The organism is Beggiatoa alba B18LD (assembly GCF_000245015.1).
GTDB classification, from domain to species: domain Bacteria; phylum Pseudomonadota; class Gammaproteobacteria; order Beggiatoales; family Beggiatoaceae; genus Beggiatoa; species Beggiatoa alba.
Genome location: NZ_JH600070.1, coordinates 1852895 through 1872286, shown reverse-complemented (window position 1 = coordinate 1872286; position 19392 = coordinate 1852895). Strand labels below are relative to the sequence as shown.

Below are 19392 nucleotides of genomic sequence, written 5' to 3'. Positions count from 1 at the left end.
AATTTTTAATACTTTAATACTTATCTATTGTCTTAGCGTTATAAACTTTATTGACATTTTATTTTTAGCTATCATTTTTAAAAAATTGTTGTTGGGTTGGTTCTGATAACTTGCACGGTTACAGGACACCGCTTAACATGCTTAGTTTTGCCCAAGATTTTATAAAACGAAATTTTATTGCTTGAACAAGTAAGGAAGATAACGCCATGCGTAGCCACTATTGTGGACAGATTAATGAAGCATTCATCGACCAAACCGTGACTTTATGCGGTTGGGTACATCGTCGCCGTGACCATGGCGGGGTTATTTTTATCGATTTGCGTGACCGTGAGGGGGTTGTGCAGGTTGTGTTTGACCCCGATACAAAAGAGGCTTTTAACACGGCAGAGCGGTTAAGAAATGAGTATGTTGTACAAATGCAAGGGCTTGTTCGCCGTCGTCCCGCAGGCACGGAAAACATGGATTTGTCCACAGGACAGATTGAAATTCTTGGTAAACAAATTGAAATTTTAAATACCGCAGAGGCGTTGCCCTTCCAAATGGATGAAAATAATGTGAATGAGGAAACTCGTTTGCGTTATCGTTATTTAGATTTGCGTCGCCCTGTGATGTTGGAGCGGATGAAGTTGCGTACGCGCGTGAGCCGTTTAGTACGTGAATATATGAACAGTAACGGTTTTATGGATATTGAAACGCCGTTTTTAACAAAGGCAACGCCTGAAGGGGCGCGGGATTATTTAGTGCCTAGCCGTACTCATAGCGGGGAGTTTTTCGCGTTGCCTCAATCTCCGCAGTTATTCAAGCAGTTATTAATGATGTCGGGGATGGATAGGTATTATCAAATCGTGCGTTGTTTCCGTGATGAGGATTTACGCGCCGACCGTCAGCCCGAATTTACGCAAATCGATGTGGAAATGTCTTTCGTCGATGAAACCATTGTGCGCGATACGATGGAGAAGATGGTTCGGGGAATTTTTAAAGAGGTTTTAAATGTTGAGTTTCCTGAGCCTTTGCAGTGTATGACTTATCATGAGGCGGTGAGCCGTTTTGGGTCTGACCGTCCTGATTTGCGTAATCCGTTAGAGTTGGTGGATGTGGGCGATTTGATGCAGGATGTGGAGTTTAAGGTATTCGCTCAGCCTGCTAAAGATGCTAATGGACGGGTTGCTGCGTTGTTAGTGCCGAATGGCGGGCGGGATTTGTCACGCGGGCAAATTGATGCTTATACGGATTTTGTGACGATTTATGGCGCGAAAGGGTTGGCATATATCAAGGTCAATGATATCACGACAGGTCGTGATGGCTTACAATCACCAATTTTAAAATTCTTACCTGATGAAGTGATTAGCCAATTATTAGAGCGCACAAAAGCTAACACGGGTGATTTAATTTTCTTCGGCGCGGATAAAGCTAAGATTGTGAATGAGTCTTTAGGCGCGTTGCGTTTGAAGATAGGCGAGGATTTGAAGTTAACGCAAGCAGGGTGGAAAGCGTTGTGGGTGGTGGATTTCCCGATGTTTGAATGGGATGATAAGGAGAATCGTTGGATGTCTTTACATCATCCGTTTACCGCGCCTAAAGTCAATGATATTGGGGAGATGGAGGCGAACCCTGGTGCGTGTTTGTCTCGCGCTTATGATTTGGTGTTAAATGGTTCTGAAATCGGTGGCGGTTCTATTCGGATTCATCGCCCTGATATGCAAGCGGCGGTATTTCGTTTGTTAGGGATTACGGAGGATGAGGCGCGGGTTAAATTTGGCTTCTTACTCGATGCGTTAAAATTTGGTTGTCCGCCCCATGGTGGGCTGGCGTTTGGTTTAGACCGTTTGGTCATGTTAATGGCGGGTGCAAGTTCTATTCGTGATGTGATTGCGTTCCCGAAAACGCAAACTGCTAGTTGTCCGTTGACGGCTGCACCGTCACCCGCGAGCGAAATGCAGTTGCGTGAATTACATATTCGTTTACGCACGCCCGCAGCGAAAGAAGTGACAGCGGTTAAAGCAGGGGCTTAACGGTTTTATAAAACGGGGTAAAGTCACTTTTTTTAAATCGTAAAAGTCTTTACCTTGGTTAATCCAGCAAGATGAGGTTTATATCATGCCGACTTATGATTATCACTGTGCTTCTAATGGGCAAACGATAGAAGCAAAACATGGGATGAATGAAGAGTTAAGTACGTGGGGCGAATTATGCGCTAATACAGGGTTAGCCTTGGGCAATACGCCAGCCGATACGCCGATTGTGCGCTTAATTACGGGTGGGCAAATTGTGAGTAGTCGGGCGTTAAAAAATCCTGATATGCCTGCTTGTGCATCAGGTGGCTGTGGCGGGGGCATGTGCGGGTTACATTAAATTTAATTCTTAAATACACCGCACTTTTTAGCATTGCCTGTCATTGTATGACGAGTAAAACAGGGCTGGTCAATCGAGTAGTTGCTTGAATTGCCAGTCCTTATTTTATGAAATAAAACAATAACGCAGTAGCAAAACAGGTGGGACTTAACAGCTTGATTGTACGCAGTGGTTTATCGGTAGTATTGGCATGAATTTAACATTATTGTTAAAATTTTCTGTATCGACGGCAATGTCCTGAATTAACCATCTAACAATTCATTGCAGGACAGGGTGTAAGCCGTTTTGCCACCAACCCGATCGTAAAAGCAACCATAAAGAAACATGCAACAATGGCAGGATAGGCAGGACAAAACCTATCATAAAGTCCTAAGTTAATAATATTCATCTGCGTTGCTTTGGTGTTGCATCATTTATGCTTCCGCCAAATTATGGCTGTTTATTGGCAATTCCTGTTATTCCCTCGCTTTACGAATCTAAAAAACTATTTTAATTAAAATAGAGGGGATGCTGGCAATTGCGATGGGTGCGACCCAACAACAGACAGAATTATCTACTTCACAATAACGACAGAATTTTGGACATTTATCTCATTCGACATACTACACCAGCCGTCTCAAGTGGCGTTTGCTATGGGCAATCTGATATTGCACTGGCTGACAGTTTTGCCGAAGACGTGCAAACGGTTAAGCACAAATTAACGGAACTAGACAAGGACAATGTAATCATCAGCAGTCCGTCAAGTCGTTGTCTGCAACTCGCTGAAATTTTGGGGAATAATGTTATAAGCGATTCTCGCATTATGGAACTGAATTTTGGTGAGTGGGAAATGAAGAATTTCAACGATATTAATCCTGAGCAATTGCAAAAATGGACAGATGACATTATTCGCATTGCGCCGCCAAGGGGCGAAAGTTATCAAACGCTATCAGCGCGTTGTCAGGATTTTTGGAATGAATTGATTCAGCAAAACTATCAGCGAGTTACTATCGTGACACATGCAGGCGTGATTCGAGCCTTGATTGCCCTGCTGTTAGAAATACCCTTACAAAAATCTTTTTGTTTTAAGGTGGATTACGGCTCAGTACACAAACTTGTGTATCATAAAGATTGGCACGCGATTGAGTATCTTAACCGTTAGAAAAACTACAATTTTTCTTAGCAATTCGTCAATCATCGTCGTGAAATCAGCTTTAATCTGGGAAACTATTATTTCCGACTATACTGAATAAATAACGTGATAAAAATATGTCGGTTAATTCACTGTTCTTGAATGCGTTTAAATATGTCAAAGGTCAATAATACGTGAGCAGACACTGCATAGAAAATTGCTAACGATAAATAGCTAGCCATACCATGATAAATAACGATAAGGTAGGGTTTATGTCTAGTATTTCTGAACAACAAAGCCAGTTACAAAAATTGTATCTGCATTCTATGATTGAAAAGCGTACCGAGCTTATCAATGGGATGTTATTGGCAGAGCAACAAAACTGGCAAGGGGATGCTGTTGCTAAATTAGAGCAAATCGTCGTGCGTTTAATCGGCGCGGGGGTTTATGGGTTTGCTGATATTAGTTCGCTTGCTTATACCGTTGAACAGCTTTTAAAAGCGGAAGTTATCAATGATAAAAACACTTTATATCTTAGCTTAAAACGGCTTTGTGACTTATTGACTATTTATGCTGAACAGCATAATACAAACCCTTCATCCTTATTTGATGCCATCGTTGCCCCCTTGCCGTTAAAGCATATTCTCTATATTGACAACCGTAATTCTGAGAATGAAGCCTTTGTAAAACAAATGGAATATATGGGCTATCAGATAACATGGTGCGCCACGTTAGAAGAGTTAATACCGCTTATTGCTAACTTACAGGTTGATGTCGTTTTAATGGATGTCTTAACGACACACAACCTAACCCAAGTAGGAACGGTTTTAAAAACCTTCCTACTGACAAAAACCCCCTGTTTCTTTACCTCTTATCAAGATACCATTGAAACCCGTTTAACTGCGATTGCTGCGGGCGCAACACACTATTTACCCAAACCAATTACACTCGCCAATTTACAAACAGCCTTTGAACACATTATCAGCCCACGATTTAAAAACCCGCCACATATTCTACTGTTAGAAGCAAACACAACAGAAAATACCGCAAGCAATTATCACCAAGCACTGCGTAGCACACAATTACATCTCCACATTGTGCACACAGCAACAGATATGATTAACACCCTAATCGCCTTACAACCGCAATTACTGCTGATTAACTTAAATATCGGGATAGAACAAGGTATACATTTACTGACACTCCTCAAACAAGAAGATGCTTATCTCACCCTGCCCGTTATCTTATTAACTGATGACAATCATTTACAATCCTATGGGCAACATCACGCTGTGAGTAACGAAGACTATCTGCCCATCCCCAATACACCGACTCAAACAGAATATGTGATTCAATTCATTTTAAAACGTATTCAACATGCACACCGTCTCAACGCGCTACAAGCCTACGACGGCTTAACCCAACTACTCAATACAAACACATTTCGCAATCGCCTACTTTCCAGTATTGCCAATGCAGAACGTTCAGGCAGTCCGATTGCGGTCGCAATGATAGATATAGACAACTTTAAACAGCTTAATCAAGAATATGGTTACTGGATAGGCAACAACGTATTAAGACAAATCGCTAAAATGCTACGCCAACGTTTTCGACGCGGAGACCTATTAGGACGCTACAAAGACGACTGCTTTGTTATCGCACTCAATGACGCTGACATGCTATCCGCCCAACAAGTCTTAGAACAACTTGTAGAAGAAATCGCCAATAGCCAAGTGAAAGTGAACAATACCCTGATACCGCTCACCCTCAGCGCAGGCATTGCCTACTACCCAGGACATTTACACCATGAACCACTAATAAATAGTGAACGCGATATTCTCCAAGCTACCGAAAAAGCAGTACAAGAAGCCAAACGACGAGGGCGCAATCAAGTAGTTGCAACTTCATTAGAAACTATCCTATAAATACACTATCCTATGCACTAACAAAATTGAATTAATAACAGAATCAAAAAAATATAATTAAGTTAAACATCAAGCCAAAAAGTCGGCGACAATGACAGTTAATTCTAAATTTACTGAAAACACTCAATACAAAACAAACTGAGCTAAACAAGACGACACATATAGTAATGATGTTTAAAAATACTCAAATTAACTGATTGAATTTTAGAATATAGAGTTCACTATCTACGACCTATCATAATAAATAATTGTTGAATGAACGCTAAGGAATCCACAAAGCATGTCAGATACACCCATAACCCCTACAGAAGAAGAAGTACGTCCGCTACGTATCTTACTGGTTGATGACGACACCTTTATTCTTGCACTGATGTCTGCATGGCTTGAAGATGCAGGATACGAAGTTGCAACCGTAGAAAGCGGCGAAAAAGCCGTGTTAGAACTTCCCAATTTCCGTCCGCACCTTGTCATCACCGACTTACGCATGGATGGCATGGATGGCATAGCACTCCTTAAACAAATTCAAGATTACAACAGCGTGCTACCCGTCATCATGCTCAGTGGTAGTGCGCAAATCTCTGATGCAGTACGAGCGACACATCAAGGCGTTTTTGAATTTCTCACTAAACCCGTTGACCCTGAAGACCTCATGCGCTGTGTACAATCAGCTCTCACGCATGTAGGTACAGCCAACAAAGATGAAGCTGCCGAATTTGCCCCCGAAATTATTCACCGCAGTGCCATCATGTCCAACATGCTCAAACAAGCACAGCGTGTGGCAAAAACCCGCAGTAACATCTTCATTGGAGGCGCGACGGGAACAGGTAAAGAACTGCTTGCCCGCGCCATTCACCGTGCAAGCCCCCGCAAAGAACAAGTATTTTTAGCCATCAACTGTGGCGCGCTCTCAGAACAACTCCTAGAATCCGAACTATTCGGACACGAAAAAGGCGCATTCACAGGCGCAGTACGCAAAAACTTAGGACTCTTCCAAGCAGCAAACGGCGGTACACTTTTCTTAGACGAAATCGGCGATATGCCCGCAACACTACAAGTTAAACTCCTGCGGACCTTACAAGATGGACAAGTTAAATCCGTCGGTGCGGTCAATAGCGTTACTGTGGACGTGCGCATTATTTCCGCCACCCATCACGACCTAGAAGCTGCCGTCCGCCGTGGAGAATTCCGTGAAGACCTCTTTTATCGACTCAATGTTATTCCACTCTATCTCCCGCCCCTCTCACAACGGCGCGAAGATATATCACTGCTTGTCGACCACTTCTTAAACAAACAAGCCCAACGCGAATCCCTAGAACAAACCCCGCGTTTTTCACCAGATGCAATGGAATACATCATCAATCTGACTTGGCCGGGAAATGTGCGCCAATTACAAAATGTAATTGAATTATGTAGCGTTCTTTCTGCCTCGCCGATGATTCCATTATCACTCGTAAAACAAGCCTTACGCGATACTGAAAATAAATTTCAAACGCTTACACAAGCCCGTAAAGAATTTGATAAAAATTATCTACAACGTGTAATGAACATGGTCGCAGGAGACATACACCAAGCCGCCCATGTTGCAGGTTGTGACCCCAATGAATTTAGAGAACTATTGCGTGACCATGCTATAGACCCTTTACGTTATATGAAAAATTTAGAAGAAGAGAAAGAAAACGCGAAGAAGGGGGAAAATATTCATTTGCAATAAGAGAAGGCATAATGAATATGTTATTTAATAAATTAAATAAAAAAGTAAACCCAAGACAGACCTGCTAGGTTTTTAAAACCTAGCAGGTTTTTTTGTCTGAATCAGGATTTTCAGGATTAACAGGATTTAAAACCCTCAAACCAAAAAGTCAGAATTCAGACAAGCTGTTATCTTTTTAAAAGAAACTCGCCGAACTCAGGTTAAAGGACGTACTAATGCCATCGGGGCTTTGCTCAATTTTTGTTTATTAACGGTCTCTTTCGTTTCTGGGGCGATTAATTCCGATGTCTTTTTTGCTTGGATAACCTAAGAGTTACTCCCTAAACTCCCTCAAAACTCTGTAATTGTCATGGATAACGCCACTTTTCATCAACGTAGCGATATTCAGCGGGCGATTTGAGACGCTGGGCATCTCATAGCGTTTGCATCTAATGAGTTTCAATTTCTCGCCAAAATGCGCTGATATTCTCAATATTGTAGAATTTGACCAGTAACGCCATTAATTTCCCATCACTGAGTTGAAACAGCCGTTCTTTTTCTTCTACTGTTAAAGGCATAAAGCGAGCTTCTAATAAGGTAATTAGGGCTTCCGCTTTGCCTTCGGCTCTGCCCTTGAAAATACCCTCTTCGAGTCCTTGTGCTCTCCCCTTAAAAATGCCTTCTTCAAATCCTGTAGCCCTTTCTTGTTGCCGTATCTGTTGAATGGCATTGTCTAACATGGCTTTTACCTCGTATTTATCTTGATAGACCTGCTCTAAACTTTGATAGTCTTCTGCTGAACGTCGTCCGTGTATCATTAACTGCGCAAACCAGTTGGCTAAGAGTGAAACTCCTTCTTGTTGCTCGGTTTCAAATAAGTTTAGTACTTGTGCAATGAGTAGTTCTATATCGTTGGGGTAGGTTTCTGCGAGGAATAGCGTTGAAACCGGATTTTTGATTTGTAGTAGTTGTTCTTGACTGTATTCATTTTCAGCGATTTTGAAAAAGCGGAAATCAGGGGTATAGCCTTTTAATAAGTCAGGTTCTTCTAAAATATCGCGTAATCGGGTGGGCTTCGTCCATTTTTCTTCGCCGTTATATAAAACGATAGGAAAAATCGGTGGGAGTTTTTTCACTTTAGGACGAGTTTCTGCGTAGTCTAACCAGAAACTACAGAGATAGTGCAGAACGCGCAACGCCATGAACCATACAACGGATGATTGAAATTCTAGTAAAACATAAATATAGGCTTCTTGCTCTTTAAATTTAACTTTATAAATTAAATCGCTTTCCGTTTCTTTGTAATGTTCAGAGACGAAAGATTTATCGATACGCTCAGCAGATTCGAAATCGATATCTTTCACCCATGGTTCAGGGACGAAAGATTGTAGGAGTTGGCGGAAAAAGGTTTTATTGGAGAATAGCCTTTTATAGCCTCGGTCATGAAGCGTTTGCATCTAATGTGTCTCAATACCCTGCCAAAACTCACTTATACTATCGATTTTATAGAATTGGATTAATAAAGCGGTTATCTTTTCATCCGTTAATTGAAACAGGCGTTCTTTTTCTTCTACTGTTAAAGGCATAAAGCGAGCTTCTAATAGGGTAATTAGGGCTTCTGTTTTGCCCTTAGAAATGCCTTCGGCTCTGCCCTTGAAAATCCCCTCTTCGAGTCCTTGTGCTCTCCCTTTAAAAATGCCTTCTTCAAATCCTGTAGCCCTTTCTTGTTGCCGTATCTGTTGAATCGCATTGTCTAGCATGGCTTTTACCTCGTATTTATCTTGATAGACCTGCTCCAAACTTTGATAGTCTTCTACAGAGCGTCGTCCGTGTATCATTAACTGCGCAAACCAGTTGGCTAAGAGTGAAACCCCTTCTTGTTGCTCAGTCTCAAATAAGTTTAGTACTTGTGCAATGAGTAGTTCTATATCGTTGGGGTAGGTTTCTGCGAGGAATAGCGTTGAAACCAGATTTTTAATTTGTAACAGTTGTTCTTGACTGTATTCATTTTCAGCAATTTTGAAAAAGCGAAAGTCAGGGGTATAGCCTTTTAATAAGTCAGGTTCTTCTAAAATATCGCGTAATCGCGTGGGCTTCGTCCATTTTTCTTCGCCGTTATATAAAACGATAGGAAAAATCGGTGGGAGTTTTTTCACTTTAGGACGAGTTTCTGCGTAGTCTAACCAGAAACTACAGAGATAGTGTAGAACCCGTAATGCCATGAACCATACAACGGAAGATTGAAATTCTAGCAAGACATAAATATAGGCTTCTTGTTCTTTAAATTTAACTTTATAAATTAAATCGCTTTCAGTTTCCTTGTAGTGTTCAGAGACGAAAGATTTATCGATACGCTCAGCAGATTCGAAATCGATATCTTTAACCCATGGTTCAGGGACGAAAGATTGTAGGAGTTGGCGGAAAAAGGTTTTATTGGAGAATAGCCTTTTATAGCCTCGGTCATGGAGAGTCTGCATAAATTTAATAAAAGTGAGGGTTTAATGCATATTATTCTTTAATGGCATATTGTCATCAAACACACATAAAACTTTAATTTTATTGTCATATCACTGTCAAAACAATGCAATTCTGCCTTGCTAATTTAAAGAATCCACAGCATATTTACGGGGTTCTGGCATGAATACAAACAACACGATTGTACGCGACGTTGATGACAAGCAAAAATGCTACGTCACAATTACCACGAATAAAGCTGAAGTGAGACAAGCGCAAGCCCTACGCTATCAAGTCTTTTCCGAAGAAATGGGCGCAACACTCAATACCAGTTTATCAGGCTATGATATTGATGCTTTTGACGATTATTGTCAGCATGTTTTAGTCCGTGAATCGATAACTCATCAAGTTGTTGGTTGTACTCGTATTTTAACCAATGAGCAAGCCAAACTGGCGGGCGGGTTCTACTCCGAATCAGAATTTGATTTATCCCGCGTCTTACGCCTAGAAGGGCGGTTTATGGAAATTGGACGTACCTGCGTACATCCTGAATATCGGACAGGTGGCGTAATTACTCTATTATGGTCGGGGATTGCCCGTTTTATGGTGGAAGAGGGTTTTGACTACTTAATGGGATGTGCCAGTATTCCCATGCCAACCGACGACCACCATAGCTTATTTGACCACTTCCGCGAACGTTATTTTAGCAATGATCAATTGCGCGTTACCCCTAAAATTCCCCTGCGGAAAACGGTAGAAGAAGATACCTTTAATTTAGACACCCCTTCTTTACTCAAAGCCTATTTACGCTTAGGGGCGCAAATTTGTGGCGAACCTTATTGGGATGCTGATTTTAAAGTTGCAGATGTCTTTATCCTGCTTGATTTAGATAACTTACAAGACCGCTACATGAAGCACTTTGTCAACCGTGCTACACGCCCAACACATAACACATTACACACTGTTGCCGCGTAGATAATCATAGCCGTCACTGATTGAGACTTTATATAATATCGCGTTTGATGCAAGACTGACCTGTTTTCCTCACGCACGCGAGCAACACATGAAAAAACTATTTCTCATAAAAACGGGCAAGACCTTCCCCACCTTAATAAAACGACGTGGCGATTTTGACCAATGGTTTACGCAACAATTGCCTTTTGATGAGACACAACAAGAACTGATAGACGTTTTTGACGGTGAGCCGTTACCTGATACTTTAGATGAAGTCGCAGGCGTTTTAGTCACAGGCTCGCCCGCGATGGTCACAGACCGCGAACGCTGGAGCGAATTAACCGCGAAATGGCTAACAAATGTTCATCAAGCACAAATCCCTTTACTTGGCGTTTGTTATGGACATCAATTAATTGCCCACGCGCTGGGCGGGAAAGTGGCAAATAATCCCAATGGGTTTGAAATTGGCGTTGTCACCGTGAATTTAACGGATGCGTGTCAAGATGATGTATTGCTGAATACCTTGCCAAGCCCTTTATCAGTTCATGCGATGCACCGTCAAATAGTGATAACACCACCTGAACATGCGGTGATACTTGCCAGCAACGCCCACACAGCCTGCCAAGCCTATCGCGTCGGTAATACAACATGGGGTGTACAATTTCATCCCGAATTTGACGCAGATATCATGCAAACCTATTTAAATGAACGCGAAACCGTGTTTATTAAAGAGGGTTTAGATGTCGCAACAGCGCGACAACAAGTTATCGACACCCCTGATGCACAAAGTATTTTGCAACGATTTGCAACTCTTGTCAGTGCACGTTTATAACAGGATAAAAAGAAATAAAATTATTTAAAACAATGCACTGCTTAACTCTCCCACCGCTTTTAACATTTCGGGGTCATCGGTTAAGGTTTGAGTAATCGCACTACGGCAAGCAACAAGGGGCGCAATGCCCGCAACAATGAGCGTAGCGCAATGGACTAATAAGCGCGTGCTCGCGCCTTCGTCTAAGCCATTGCCTTTTAAATTGCGGGTCATTTGAGCGAATTTTACTAATTTATCCGCCATAGCTGAGTTTATCCCCGTTTCGGTGATTAAAATTTTACGCTCAACTTCCGCACTCGGATAATCAAACTCTAGCGCGACAAAACGTTGTCGAGTACTTTGTTTTAATTCTTTTAAAACACTTTGATAACCAGGATTATAAGAAATCGCAAGGCAAAATTCGGGCGGACATAAAAGTAATTCGCCTAATTTATCCATCGGCAAAACACGCCTATCATCTGCAAGTGGGTGTATCACAACGGTTGTATCTTTCCGCGCTTCGACAATTTCATCTAGGTAGCATATCGCGCCGTGACGCACTGCACGGGCTAACGCGCCATCAACCCAAACCGTATTCCCGCCATGAATGAGAAAACGCCCCACAAGGTCAGAGGCGGTGAGGTCGTCATGACAGGAGACAGTAATTAATGGGCGTTTAAGTCTCCATGCCATGTATTCGATAAAACGGGTTTTACCGCAACCCGTTGGCCCTTTGAGCAAGACAGGGAGTTGATTGCGGTAGGCAGCTTCGAACAGTTCTACCTCATTGCCTATTGCTTCGTAATAGGGTTCTTGTTCGACGTAGTATTCTTCTGGTTTAAAAGTCCGCGCTGCGTTCATGGTCAATGGTTTGTGTTATTTGAATGATTTATCGTGTTGATGTTGTCTGAGTGGGGATGCTCTGGGTTTGGAGCATCTGGGTGTATATGGTGATGATGTTCTTCAATCTTATGAATAATTTTCTTTTTCGTGCGTCGTTTGACCATGAAAAGGATGAAGGCAAGAATAAGTACAATAATGATAATCGCAGGAAGCTGATATTTATCAAGAAAGGCTTCAAAGGCTTGTCCGAATAAATAGCCTAAACAGCTCAGGATAATTGCCCAGATAATCGCACCGACAAAGTTGAGGATAAAGAATTGTTTAAAGGGGACGCTCATTGTACCAAGGGCAAAGGGGATGATATTGCGTAGCCCGTAGTAAAAGCGGAAAGTCAGGATGAGCCAGAAGCGGTAACGGTGCAGTAGTTCATCAATATATTCAATGCGTTCCTGCCAGACGGGGCGGGTTGCCAGTAGGCGTTTTCCGCCAATGCGTCCAATTTGGAAAAATAATTGGTCGCCCATAAATGAACCCATGAAAGCAGTAGCTGCAACCAGCGGGAGGTCAAGTAATCCCATATGTGCCGCAATGCCACCTAATACAACGATTGTTTCGCCTTCTAAAAAAGTACCAATAAAGATAGCAAGATAACCATAATTAATAATAAGTTGTTCTAAATCCAAGATGATGCCCTTTTATTAGGAGAGTGATAAATAGAGAAATTGAGCGCGTGAATGTTGTTCTTTTTTAGATAGTGCTAAATAGTAAAACTTGTTTGTCAGAATCAGAATTTTCAGGATTTAAAAGATTTATTCACGTTATTTTTGTTTTTAGCGTTTTGAATCCTGTGAATCTTAACTTGTTTAGCACCACCATTATTTTTATTGTATAAAAAGCACATGACATAAAAAATAACGGCGTTGCATTACGATTTATTGATTAATTTTATGTCTCTGTCTTTACTTGGGCTTTTTTTTGGGCGGCAGTCAGAATACCGCGCAATATATTGACTTCAGATTGATTTGGATGCGCTTTGTTAAAAAAACGTTGTAGTTTGCGCATTAAATGCCTTGGTTTGGCTGGGTCTAAAAATTCGACATCAATTAAGGTTTGTTCTAAATGAGCGTATAAATGCGCAAGGTCTTCCGATGTCGCAAGCGGAATTTCATTTTTAACTTCAGGGGTTTTTATATCAGTTAAACGCATCGCTTGGCGACGGGCTTCATAGGCGAGAATTTGCACAGCACTAGCAACATTTAGCGACGCATAATCAGGATTTGAGGGAATTTGTACGAGATAGTGACAGCGGTCTAATTCGGCATTGCTTAAGCCTGAATGTTCGCGTCCGAAAACAATCGCACAGTCTTCACCTGAATTTAAGGCTTTTTCGATACAAGCTTCTGGGGTAAGCATGGGCCATGCCACACTGCGTAAACGTGCACTACAGCCGAAGACGATTCGACAGTCTTTTAAGCCATCTTCTAAGGAATCGCAAACACGAGCTTGTTGCAATATATCGCTAGCACCTGAGGCTAAAGCAGTCGCTTCTGCTGAAGGAAATTTGAGCGGTTCGACAAGGACTAAGCGAGATAAATTCATGGTTTTCATGGCACGTGCGGCAGAACCTATATTGCCCGCGTGAGTCGTGCCAACCATAACAATATGTAAACGACGCAGTAAGTTATCTAAAGAGGTGGACATAATTAGTCGGCTTGTAGCCAATGTATATCGTTATTGCCAAAATCGAGGCGGTAAAGGAGAAATAGTAAACCCAACATTCCCAGTAGTAGCCAAATACTACCTAGCAACCAGAGTGCTAAGGGAATCGAGAAATAGTAGTGTCGCATTCCCATATTGTAGTAATAGGCAGTCCGTTTTAAGGTTTTAATGACAAATTGGCGTAAATCATGATGCGTTTTGTCGTTCGTGGGAATATTGAGTAAAAAAGCCAGATGATTGTAAAGCCTGACCGCCAACGCAAAGTTGAGAAAGCCTAAAAAGAAATTTATCGCTAACAGTGCTAGTTTAGTCACCCATAAGACTTCGTGGGTATGCTGTTGTTCAGCGGTTAAAGTTACATTTAATATGCCTAATGCGATGATAATTGCTGTCGAGGCAAGAAAAGAGCTAGACATAATCCAGTTACGCAGGGTTTGGACAACCATCACATCTTTTTTACCGCCTAAAACGCTATCTATCCATAGCACACGCAAGGCATTAATTTGTCCCATACGCACGCTGTGTGGGGTGTGACGCATACGGATGTATAAGTAAAGATGGTATGCAGCCGCAACGCTAAAAGCGAGTAACGTAAATGATGCCTCTAAACCGCTCATACCGACATTAATGCTCTCGTGTGGCTAAAAATTGCACATCTGCCCATTTTTCTTGAGCAAGGCTAAGATTCACTTTTGTTGGTGCGATATAAACCAGTTGATCAGCATTATCTAACGCTAAATATTCAAAGGCGCGTTTATTAAACTCTTCCAACTTTTTCGCATCATTGCATTTTATCCAACGCGCTGTTGCAACCTGCACATTTTCAAAACTGCACTCAACCCCATATTCATTTTTTAATCGCCAACTAACAACATCAAATTGTAAAACTCCAACCGCGCCAAGAATCAAATCATTATTGCTTAAAGGACGGAATACTTGCGTTGCCCCTTCTTCACTCAATTGTATCAACCCTTTTAATAACGCCTTCATCCGTAAGGGGTCACGCAAACGTGCACGGCGGAAAATTTCAGGCGCGAAGTAGGGAATACCTGTAAATTTCAACTCTTCACCTTGCGTAAACGTGTCACCAATTTGTATCGTGCCATGATTATGCAAGCCAATAATATCGCCTGGGAAGGCTTCCTCGACATGCTCACGCTCGCCCGCCATAAAAGTTAATGCGGTAGAAATCTGCACATCTCGCGCCAAACGCACATGGCGCACTTTCATCCCTTTTGTATATTGTCCTGAACAAACCCGCAAAAATGCGACGCGGTCACGGTGGGCAGGGTCCATATTTGCCTGAATTTTAAAGACGAAACCTGAAAATTTATCTTCAGTCGCTTCTACGATGCGCGTGGTGGTTGGGCAAGGTTGTGGCGACGGTGCATATTGAGTAAATCCATCGAGTAAGTGTTGAATACCAAAATTATTAATCGCCGAGCCAAAAAAGACGGGGGTTAATTTTCCCGATAAATAAGCGTCTAAATCAAAAGGATGACTTGCCCCTTGTACAAGCTCTAATTCTTCTTGTAGCTCATCAATCATATGTGAGCCAATCAATTCGTTTAATTCTGGCGAATTCAAGCCCTTAAATTGCTTACCTTCACTCGCAACGGCGTTTTTACCGTGTTCAAATAAAGTGACGGTATGGTCAAGTAAGTTATACACGCCTTTAAAGCGTTTCCCCATGCCGATAGGCCATGTAATGGGAGAACATTGAATTTTTAAAACGCTTTCAATTTCGTCGAGTAACTCAATTGCGGGACGACCTTCACGGTCTAATTTATTGATAAACGTCATAATTGGTGTGTCACGTAAACGACACACGTCTAACAATTTAATCGTGCGCTCTTCTACCCCTTTCGCGCAGTCAATCACCATTAACGCAGAATCAACAGCGGTTAAAGTGCGATACGTATCTTCGGAAAAGTCTTCGTGTCCCGGTGTATCGAGCAGATTAATAATGATGTCTTTATAAGGAAACTGCATCACGGAAGAAGTCACAGAAATCCCGCGTTGCTTCTCCAACTCCATCCAGTCGGAAGTGGCATGGCGGGCAGCTTTACGCCCTTTTACTGTGCCTGCTAATTGAATAGCACCGCCAAACAGTAATAATTTTTCAGTAACCGTAGTTTTCCCTGCATCAGGGTGGGAAATAATGGCAAATGTGCGGCGTTTCGCCGTTTCTTCAATCAGAGTGGACATGCTAAATCGATTTAGTAGGTGGCAATCGCAAAAAAAAGAATTGTATCGTATTTATGAGGTTTAAATCAGTTTTTTGAGGGGAAAATATTGCCATTATGAGATTACATGCAATGTGAGATTGAGTTTTTTGAATTTCCTCAATACTTAACCTAAATTTGGCGAGATTTTTTTAAAAAGATAAGAGCTTGTCTGAATCAGGATTTTCAGGATTAACAGGATTTAAAACCCTCAAACCAAAAAGTCAGGTGAATCACGCTTTTTAATTCTGCTAATTCTGAAAATTCTGTGAATTCTGATTCAGACAAAAGAGGGTTGACCAGAAAAGATTAAAACCTTGTCTGAATCAGGATTTTCAGGATTAACAGGATTTAAAACCCTCAAACCAAAAAGTCAGGTGAATCACGTTTTTTAATTCTGCTAATTCTGAAAATTCTGTGAATTCTGATTCAGACAAAAGAGGGTTGACCAGAAAAGATTAAAACCTTGTCTGAATCAGGATTTTCAGGATTAACAGGATTTAAAACCCTCAAACCAAAAAGTCAGGTGAATCACGTTTTTTAATTCTGCTAATTCTGAAAATTCTGTGAATTCTGATTCAGACAAAAGAAAGACCTACTAGGTTTTGAAAACCTTAGTAGGTCTATTGAATTGAATAGAATTAGCTTAATTCACGGCAATGACGATATAAATCTTTCCAATCACTGCGTTCTTTAACGACAGTTTCTAAATATTCACGCCAGACGACGCTATCTTGTACAGGGTCTTTTACGATTGCACCGATGATGCTAGAGGCTAAATCGCTCGCGTCGATTGTGCCATCGCCAAAGTGTGCGGCTAAACTCCAGCCGTTATTCATGACGGAAATTGCTTCGGCAGTGCTTAATGTACTGGTTGGAGTTTTTAATTTGGTTTTGCCGTTTTCAGTCACGCCATTGCGCAATTCGCGGAAAATGGTGACAACGCGGCGAATCTCAGCCAGTGCGGGTGGTTCGGCAGGTAGTGCAAGGGCACGCCCTAATTCGCTGACACGTTTTTGTACGATGCTGACTTCTTCCTCTAACGTTGAAGGGAGAGGCAGAATAACGGTGTTAAAGCGACGTTTAAGCGCGCTAGAGGGTTCGTTTACGCCTTTATCGCGGTTATTAGCGGTGGCGATGACGTTAAAGCCACGTTGTGCTTGAATTTCGCTACTTAATTCTGGAATCGGTAGGACTTTTTCGGAAAGCACGGTGATTAAGGTATCTTGTACATCGGCAGGAATACGGGTGAGTTCTTCAATCCGTACAATTTTGCCAAGTTCCATGCCGCGCATCATGGGGCTTGGAACGATAGCCTTAGCGGACGGGCCTTTAGCGAGCAGTTCAGCATAATTCCAGCCGTAGCGCATGGCTTCTTCACTCGTGCCCGCAGTGCCTTGTACTAAAAGGGTGGAGTCGCCACAAATCGCAGCACTTAGGTGTTCAGACACATAGGATTTTGCCGTACCAGGTACGCCGTAGAGAAGTAAGGCGCGGTCGGTGGTTAGGGTCGCAACGGCTATTTCTACCAGTCGACGATTGCCGATGTATTTTGGCGTGATTTCAAATTTATTTTCTAGTTTTCCACCAATGAGATAAGTGGCAACTGCCCACGGCGATAAATGCCAGTTTGGCGGACGATGACGTTTATCTACCTTTTTTAAGTTTTCTATCTCTTCCGCAAATTGTTGTTCTGCATGTTCCCGTAGTGCATTCATGACTTAAATTCCTGTAGGTTATGAAAACGGTATTCATAATATTTTAAAAACAGTTCAACCCCTGTAATGGATTGCTTTTCGGTTAAGGATTGTCGTAGTTCAGGGCTGATATCTGCATAGGTTTCTGGCGCAAGTTTACATGCTAAAGCTTGTAGGAAATAGGTAATTTGATAGTAGGGTTCTGCTTTTAGCCATGTGGGGAGCTGTTTAAGGATGTAACGACTCATTTCAGGAGAATATTGCCCTTTAATAAGGGCATTCATGGGATTCAAAATACTATAGTCGTTAAAGGCTTCGGTATTTTTTTCGGTGAAGTAGTGCATTAGCAGGGCTTCGCGTTCTGCATCAGAAAAGTCGATAGTTGTTGCGAAGTGATGTAAGCGATCTAAATAGATTTTTTTGTGTGTACTTTTAATCAGTATCACTGCGTTTTCAGCATCTTGATGTCCACTGATTGAGTTGTATAACGCAGATTCTAAGGCTCCTGCAAATGCGGTTTTTTTAGCCAGTGCAAGAAAGGTGTCTAGGTCTATTTGCCAGCGTTGTAGAAATTGCTTGGGGTGGATTAGGCTGAGTAAATGGTATAACCAGCCCATTTTTTCGCCCATGCCGTAAGGCGTATCTTTTTCAGGAACGCCCCATTTTTTCCAATCGTCGTTAAATGTCTCTGGTAAAGTGACGATTAATTTACGTTGACGTAGTGTTTTTTGCTCAATTTGTAAATAGTTATCTAATACACTGAGTAATTGTTGTGTCAGTGCAGAGGGTAAACAACTGAGTAAGCGTGTTGCCATTAATACAACAAGGCTACTGCGTTCTTTTAAACAGCGATTTAAAAAAGGCTCATCGTCTAAACTTAGATTTTTGAAAAATAGGGGGAGAAAGGCTTGTTTATCTTTTGCTGATTCGCTTCCCCATGTGTTTTCTAAGAGTTGACGGGCTTTTGCGGGGTCAGTTGCGCGAATGTTGGCGAGCCATTGCACCCGTGACGCTTGTGAGGCGTTTGTCCAGTTTTCTTCGTTTATATCGACGCTGACTAATAATTCTTTCCACGCAGAAGATTGTTGGCAGAGCCATTCACCGCGTTTGCCAACAACATGGCTGGGAATCCGTCCCCGTAATTCAGGTTTACTTTGAATGACATTTAATAAAGTAGGTAAGTATTTAGGGGGAACAATGCAGGCTTTTTTTTGTGCTAATGCAACCCATTCTAATAGTAAGAGTTCCCAGTTATTGATGTCTTTTAAGAGTATCGCCTCTAGGTAATGTGCCGCTTTAGGTGTACATAGTGGACGTGTTTCTGCTTCACAGGTGGGAATGGGCGGTTCAGTTGCCTTTGGCGGAAGTGCGCCAACCTGTTGGGAAATAAGCAACAATGCAGCCGTGGACAATAATTGCTCTTCGGTCGGTTTTGTGGTGAGTTGTTGATATAACGGGGAAAGAATATCATCGCTTGCAGTTGGAACGGCGTAAGGTTGTTGTGCTGTTCCTAAGATGGCGTGTTTTAATAAGGTTTGCCATTGTGGGTGCATCATAGACAATCCTAAATATTGATTGAGTCGTTTAATTTAACCTGCTTGCTTCATATTT

The 19392-nt window shown here is 41.9% G+C and carries 16 protein-coding genes; 7 read left to right on the top strand and 9 right to left on the bottom strand.

The window, feature by feature from the left end:
* Positions 1 to 206 precede the first annotated feature (206 nt).
* The 5 genes from aspS (at position 207) to BEGALDRAFT_RS07585 (ending at position 7099) form a co-directional block, all read left to right on the top strand.
* Complete coding sequence (gene aspS, locus BEGALDRAFT_RS07605; protein ID WP_002685353.1) at positions 207 to 2012, top strand: aspartate--tRNA ligase; 1806 nt, start codon at positions 207 to 209, stop codon at positions 2010 to 2012.
* An 85-nt stretch (positions 2013 to 2097) separates the two neighbouring features.
* Positions 2098 to 2352, top strand: coding sequence for an FmdB family zinc ribbon protein (locus tag BEGALDRAFT_RS07600; protein ID WP_002685352.1), 255 nt, complete (start codon positions 2098 to 2100; stop codon positions 2350 to 2352).
* 577 nt (positions 2353 to 2929) lie between these two features.
* A complete protein-coding gene (cobC, locus tag BEGALDRAFT_RS07595) occupies positions 2930 to 3493 on the top strand; it encodes an alpha-ribazole phosphatase (protein ID WP_002685351.1) in 564 nt (187 codons plus the stop codon).
* Between the two features lie 242 nt (positions 3494 to 3735).
* On the top strand, positions 3736 to 5388 hold the full coding sequence (locus tag BEGALDRAFT_RS07590; RefSeq protein ID WP_002685349.1) for a GGDEF domain-containing response regulator: 1653 nt from the start codon (positions 3736 to 3738) through the stop codon (positions 5386 to 5388).
* Positions 5389 to 5668: 280 nt separating this feature from the next.
* Positions 5669 to 7099, top strand: a complete 1431-nt coding sequence (locus BEGALDRAFT_RS07585) for a sigma-54-dependent transcriptional regulator (protein WP_002685347.1) — start codon at positions 5669 to 5671, stop codon at positions 7097 to 7099.
* A gap of 428 nt (positions 7100 to 7527) precedes the next feature.
* Here the strand turns inward: BEGALDRAFT_RS07585 and BEGALDRAFT_RS07580 are convergent, their stop codons facing one another.
* Complete coding sequence (locus BEGALDRAFT_RS07580) at positions 7528 to 8535, bottom strand: Rpn family recombination-promoting nuclease/putative transposase (RefSeq protein ID WP_002685345.1); 1008 nt, start codon at positions 8533 to 8535, stop codon at positions 7528 to 7530.
* Positions 8536 to 9555 carry an Rpn family recombination-promoting nuclease/putative transposase gene (locus BEGALDRAFT_RS07575; RefSeq protein WP_002685342.1) on the bottom strand — a complete coding sequence of 340 codons (1020 nt, stop codon included), beginning with the start codon at positions 9553 to 9555 and terminating at the stop codon, positions 8536 to 8538.
* Positions 9556 to 9715: 160 nt separating this feature from the next.
* Between BEGALDRAFT_RS07575 and BEGALDRAFT_RS07570 the strand changes: the two genes are divergently transcribed.
* Entirely contained in the window at positions 9716 to 10507 is a 792-nt protein-coding gene (locus BEGALDRAFT_RS07570) for a GNAT family N-acetyltransferase (RefSeq protein WP_002685340.1), read from the top strand.
* An 88-nt stretch (positions 10508 to 10595) separates the two neighbouring features.
* On the top strand, positions 10596 to 11318 hold the full coding sequence (locus BEGALDRAFT_RS07565; RefSeq protein WP_002685338.1) for a glutamine amidotransferase: 723 nt from the start codon (positions 10596 to 10598) through the stop codon (positions 11316 to 11318).
* Positions 11319 to 11342: 24 nt separating this feature from the next.
* On the opposite strand, the gene BEGALDRAFT_RS07560 is transcribed toward BEGALDRAFT_RS07565, so the two are convergent.
* The 7 genes from BEGALDRAFT_RS07560 to BEGALDRAFT_RS07530 all read right to left on the bottom strand — a co-directional run bounded on the left by BEGALDRAFT_RS07560 (position 11343) and on the right by BEGALDRAFT_RS07530 (position 19337).
* The gene (locus BEGALDRAFT_RS07560) at positions 11343 to 12158 is read right to left on the bottom strand and encodes a CbbQ/NirQ/NorQ/GpvN family protein (RefSeq protein ID WP_002685337.1); all 816 of its coding nucleotides are present in this window, start codon (positions 12156 to 12158) and stop codon (positions 11343 to 11345) included.
* A 2-nt stretch (positions 12159 to 12160) separates the two neighbouring features.
* The gene (locus BEGALDRAFT_RS07555; RefSeq protein WP_002685336.1) at positions 12161 to 12823 is read right to left on the bottom strand and encodes a DedA family protein; all 663 of its coding nucleotides are present in this window, start codon (positions 12821 to 12823) and stop codon (positions 12161 to 12163) included.
* Between the two features lie 262 nt (positions 12824 to 13085).
* Positions 13086 to 13841 carry an RNA methyltransferase gene (locus BEGALDRAFT_RS07550; RefSeq protein ID WP_002685335.1) on the bottom strand — a complete coding sequence of 252 codons (756 nt, stop codon included), beginning with the start codon at positions 13839 to 13841 and terminating at the stop codon, positions 13086 to 13088.
* Between the two features lie 2 nt (positions 13842 to 13843).
* Positions 13844 to 14476: a DUF599 domain-containing protein gene (locus tag BEGALDRAFT_RS07545; RefSeq protein ID WP_002685334.1), complete on the bottom strand. Its 633-nt coding sequence runs from the start codon at positions 14474 to 14476 to the stop codon at positions 13844 to 13846.
* A gap of 7 nt (positions 14477 to 14483) precedes the next feature.
* Positions 14484 to 16067 (bottom strand): peptide chain release factor 3, encoded by a 1584-nt coding sequence (gene prfC / locus BEGALDRAFT_RS07540; protein ID WP_002685330.1) that lies wholly within the window; start codon positions 16065 to 16067, stop codon positions 14484 to 14486.
* A gap of 658 nt (positions 16068 to 16725) precedes the next feature.
* Positions 16726 to 17802, bottom strand: coding sequence for an ATP-binding protein (locus BEGALDRAFT_RS07535; protein ID WP_002685323.1), 1077 nt, complete (start codon positions 17800 to 17802; stop codon positions 16726 to 16728).
* Complete coding sequence (locus BEGALDRAFT_RS07530; protein ID WP_002685321.1) at positions 17799 to 19337, bottom strand: DUF5691 domain-containing protein; 1539 nt, start codon at positions 19335 to 19337, stop codon at positions 17799 to 17801. Before BEGALDRAFT_RS07530 ends, BEGALDRAFT_RS07535 begins: the two co-directional genes overlap by 4 nt.
* Between the last annotated feature and the right edge of the window lie 55 nt (positions 19338 to 19392).